At 36.9% G+C, this 4,675-nt stretch carries 3 protein-coding genes and 1 other RNA gene; 1 reads left to right on the top strand and 3 read right to left on the bottom strand.

The annotated features are described in order from the left end of the window. Positions 1 to 436: 436 nt before the first annotated feature. Positions 437 to 631, bottom strand: a non-coding RNA gene (ssrS, locus tag AC06OU_RS15910) — 6S RNA. A gap of 119 nt (positions 632 to 750) precedes the next feature. Between ssrS and AC06OU_RS15905 the strand changes: the two genes are divergently transcribed. Further along, positions 751 to 1,557, top strand: coding sequence for a S1C family serine protease (locus AC06OU_RS15905; RefSeq protein ID WP_475857076.1), 807 nt, complete (start codon positions 751 to 753; stop codon positions 1,555 to 1,557). A gap of 467 nt (positions 1,558 to 2,024) precedes the next feature. On the opposite strand, the gene AC06OU_RS15900 is transcribed toward AC06OU_RS15905, so the two are convergent. Both AC06OU_RS15900 and AC06OU_RS15895 read right to left on the bottom strand, forming a co-directional pair. Beyond that, positions 2,025 to 2,774, bottom strand: coding sequence for a hypothetical protein (locus AC06OU_RS15900; protein ID WP_475857074.1), 750 nt, complete (start codon positions 2,772 to 2,774; stop codon positions 2,025 to 2,027). A 2-nt stretch (positions 2,775 to 2,776) separates the two neighbouring features. Further along, positions 2,777 to 4,675, bottom strand: a 1,899-nt coding sequence (locus AC06OU_RS15895) for a DEAD/DEAH box helicase (protein ID WP_475857073.1), incomplete at its 5' end; no start/stop codon positions are given.

Here is a 4,675-nt window from a genome sequence, read left to right as displayed (position 1 = left end):
CAGAAGCCTGTCCTGCTGTTCCTACTGATAGTGCCGCAATAGCAGTTAGTGCTACAATGTGTTTTTTCATAAAATGAATGTCCTCCTTTTCACTAACGACCCTAGCTTAACATGTTAAGATGACAAAGGTATTTCAGGATAATGTTAAAGAGATAATAAGTTTATGACAGATTGAAAAGGAGTATTACATTTTAAATAAAAGGTGAAATGGTTCTGAAAATTTATATAATGTAAAAAATTAATCCCCTTATGTTAACTCAATTAATAATTTTTCATTTCAATAGACTTGATTATTCATTCACCAAGAAGTAATAGTTTGAGCACCATCTTACTTCTTCTTTTAGGATACTGGCATTTCAAATAAATCTTATAGAACAAAAAACACTCTCACCATATTCGGTAAGAGTGTCTATATATCTTGCTATAAAAGTCTTTTTAGGAAGCCGCCTTTGCCGTATCTTATATGAAAGTTTTAAACCACCACTCCTCAAAGTGGGTGTTCGCAGATACCTTCTTTGCATGTCTTCATTGTCTAAAAGAGAATGAAGCTTGTCATTCCGGCTCTATATAAAACTCCCTGTTACAGCATAAAGGTTAAAACTTAATATTCATACGCACAATGCAGCTTGTATTCATATAATATACTTTTTGCACTCATATTTCAAGCGAAATAAATTCTTATCTTACCATTTAATAGAGAAACATTTATGTATAATAGATGTACATATTGCAATCATTAAGGATGTGAGTATGATGCCTGAGGATCGAAAAAAGGAAGATTGGGAAGAGGACATTGACGATGAGGAGTTACAGCAATTAGTTTTAGAAGCCCAGGCGGAGGCATTACTTAAAGCTAAAGAGGAAAAAAATCTTCCTCCAAGAAAGCGTCCATTTCCAAAATGGATCTTTTACTTGATGGCCGTGGTCTTATTTGTTAATACTTTTGGTATTATCTTGCAGGTTTACTCCATTCCGGCCATTGAATTCGTAAAAACATCTGCTCGCCTATCAGCTCAAGAAGATATTGCAGAGCATAAGAAGGCTGTAGTAGTTGTCTTAACAGATGACAGCAAAGGAACCGGTTTCTCTATTTCAGAAAACGGAACAATTATAACCAATTATCATGTAATAGAAGACAAAAATAATATAACAGTAGGTTTCCCTGATGATGGACGCTTCAGAGCAGATGTGATTGACACCTATCCTGAAATAGATTTAGCTATTTTACAAGTCTCTAGCAAGGAAGACCTGCCTTACTTGACCTTAGCCGACCATATGGCAGCCGAGCAAGGCGATCACATTACCTTTATCGGAAATCCTCTGCGTTTTACCGGTATAGCTAATGAAGGTACTTTAATTGAACCCTATCAGTTAAGTGACTGGGAAGTGCCTATCATGATGATGGAGGCTCCTGTTTACAGAGGCAACAGTGGAAGTCCCGTGTTTAATCAGGATGGACTAGTTATTGGAATAGTTTTTGCCACCCTGGAACATGAAAGCCATGGGAAGGTTGGTTTGTTCGTACCTATAGAGGAATATTTCAAGGCTACTAGATAAGATGGAAGTTCCGTCAGCTGATCATCAGAAGCAACACTTCCTATAAGATTGACTATTAACACTATGTCCGTTGGAAAAAAATATCAACCAATAACAAGGCTCCTAGAATTTTACAGTGCGTAAAATTCTAGGAGCCTTTCATTTTTGATTCGTGTTTTATCTGAATCAATTGCATAATTCCTATTTTTACAGAAGAACACGAACAATAAAAAGAAAACTATGAAAATCATATGCTTTTTAAAGAATAAAGCAGAATTGATCTTCGCTCTCGGCGGACGCTTTTTCGCGGGGGGGAGCGATAAGCCATCACCCATCGCTTGCAAGCGTGGTTGTGATGTCTTATCAGTCTCCCTCCTCCCGCTGGAGTCGCCGCCTTTCGCTACAATCAATACAGAGAAAAAGTTCGTGTTTATTTGTTGAAATGCTATTTATGAAATTGACTCATCTATAGTTGTTTTCTTAAATGATTATAAAAATTTCTCTCTCCAACTCAATCGTTCTTTTTCATTTAATTGTGTTTCTAGTGATTCATCCCATTGATCAGTTAAAGTATTCCATACCCTTGCGAAAAATAGGTCCTCCTGCTCGTTATAAATAATGTATTCTAAGCAAGGAATATCATCAATGTATAATTCAGAGGATGAGATAACTTCAGAGATAATTATTAGTTCCTCACCTTCATTACCTTCTATATCATATTGATGTAATGCTTCTAACAATGTGCCGTTTTCTATAGACAGCTTTTTTTCATCTTTAGCGTATCTATATACCTGTAGTAGCTCCTCGCCTTCTGAAGCAGGCTTTATCTCTCCGCTCAAAAAATTTTTATGGGTTGGACTAAATAGTATATTGTGAGTCCCAGGTTCCTGTTCCTCTTCAAATATCCCCTGCTCCAGTTGTCGAATACCTTTTGCAGTTAGCACAATATTAGTTTCTCTTTTCTCGATCAACCCAGACTTCTTCATCACTTCTATTAAATCATCGATGAATAACTGTTCCACCATCAACAATTCACTAAGCTGCGCTGAAGAGCTAATCTCGGCTTTTTGAAAGGAGATCAACATCATTTTCATCAATACATCCATCTTTGTACGCTTTACTCGTTTATACTGAACCTCAATTGTATGGACTGGAACACACCAAAGACGTGATTCCATAATTCTCACCTTAGAATTTAAGTTGATTTCTTGTTCTAAGCGCTTTTGTAATGACTGCATGTTTAAACCCCTAAACGACTCCCTTGTCCAATCACTTCTGGATTACGGAAGCCTTCCTTCTGTTTTACTATTGTTTTTAAGCGACCATACATTTCTCTTGAGCTTTTTTGTTTAGCTCGTTTCGTAAACATTTCCACACTGCCTATTATTACTAGCAGCTCTCTAGCACGAGATAATGCCACATTCAGTCGACGATAGTCATTAGCAAATCCAATATCTCCACTTTTATCTTGGTTATTGCGTACCATACTCAAAAGGATGACGTCCATTTCCATTCCTTGAAATTTGTCTACGGTTCCTGTTCTAAGATGCAAATGCTTTAAGTTCATTTCCTGTTGAATGAGTCGATCAATTCTTTTTACTTGTTCGCCATAGAAGCTAATAACTCCGATACTTTTCTTTTCATGCGGCTCCATTCTTCCATCTTGCTTGGCTTTTTCTGTAGCTTTATTTAAATCCACAAGAATCTTCCTAATGGAATCGAGCTCGGCTTGATTGAATCGACTTTTACCATCCTTCATACGTTCTTCAAAGTATCGTTTTTCGTTAGGCATATCAACCCATAGAAGATGGTCGGTTCTTTTGACAATCTCAGAATCTAATAAATGGTCCCTCATCGCATCAGAATCGGTTAGGCCACATTGTAACCTGTAGTTCTCTTCCTCATAAAACGGCGTAATAGTTTCCATAATACTCTCATGCATTCGATATTGAATCGCTAGCATCGTTTTATTGCTCTTAGGTAAATTTTTGAAGAGACGTTCGAAAAGAGACTCTTTGAGCAACTTTTTCAACTCTTCTTTTTCTTCGAAGCTATCGCTTTCTTCAAGAATAGCCTGAAGCGTTTCATCTAACGTATCCTCTCCAACTAGTGGAGGAAGCTGATGATGATCACCTACTAGAATAATCTTCTTTCCTTTTAACATAGGCAACAAGAGTTCTGGTGGTGTAGCTTTAGATACCTCATCAATGATAACAACATCGAAGGTTGGATAATTCTCCATAAATTCTTTTCTAGCAGATGCAACACAAGTAGTCCCAATCACATTCGCATGACGCACATATAACTTTCTTATCTCATCTAGGTCATGATCGTTAGCTTCCTGTAAAAGAGATAACCATTCATTTTGAAGAGTTTGAGTTATAGGTAAGCGCTCTAATTCAATCTGTATCTGCGCACTTTCTTGTTCTAAAGCGGTGCAGCTCTCTTCCAATTTCTTTAATGCATTTTCTGGATTTTGGAGTATGATTTCATCTAAAATCTTTAAGCGCTTTTCCTGGTCTAGACCTTCTGCATTTACCATCTTCGCTTCTTGTTCATTTTTTTGTAGAATACCTTCTTGCTCCTGAAGTTGAGTTTTAAGCTTCTCCAATTCAGTTTTTTTGTGACCCAACTTCGCACTGTAAACAGATACTTTCTCCAATGTTTCATCCAGAGCTGCTCTCTTTTTTTGTTTATCTAATAAGTTAGTTTCAAGAGCCTCTTGTGTTGGAAGACTTTCAAAGTCTCCAGCTTCAGTGGAAATGTCCTTAATTTGTTTCTCTAGACTGGTAAGTTGGTTTTTTTGATTTGTCCCAACCATCAATAAATCTCTTGTTTGGTTATTAATAGCTCTGAACTCGTTTTCCAATTCAGTGGCAACTTGAGCCTTGATAGCCTGATACTTGGTAATGGAGTTGCTTTTAAATAATTGAATGCTTGCTTGTTGCTTTAAAACAAATTTCTCTCTTACATAAAGTCCCTCTAGCAAAATAGCTAATTTCTCAGTAGTCAGCTCTTCTTCATCTGAAGTCATAATATGCTTTAATCTGTTCATAAATTGGTGGATTTCTTTAACCGTGTAGTTAGAATCAAACACGACACCACTTCTGCCCATATTGCTTTTGACGGTCTCTACAGG

The sequence above is a fragment of the Psychrobacillus sp. genome (assembly GCF_056205495.1).
The sequence above is the reverse complement of the archived record's forward strand: the minus strand, read 5'-3'. Positions and strand labels throughout refer to the sequence as shown.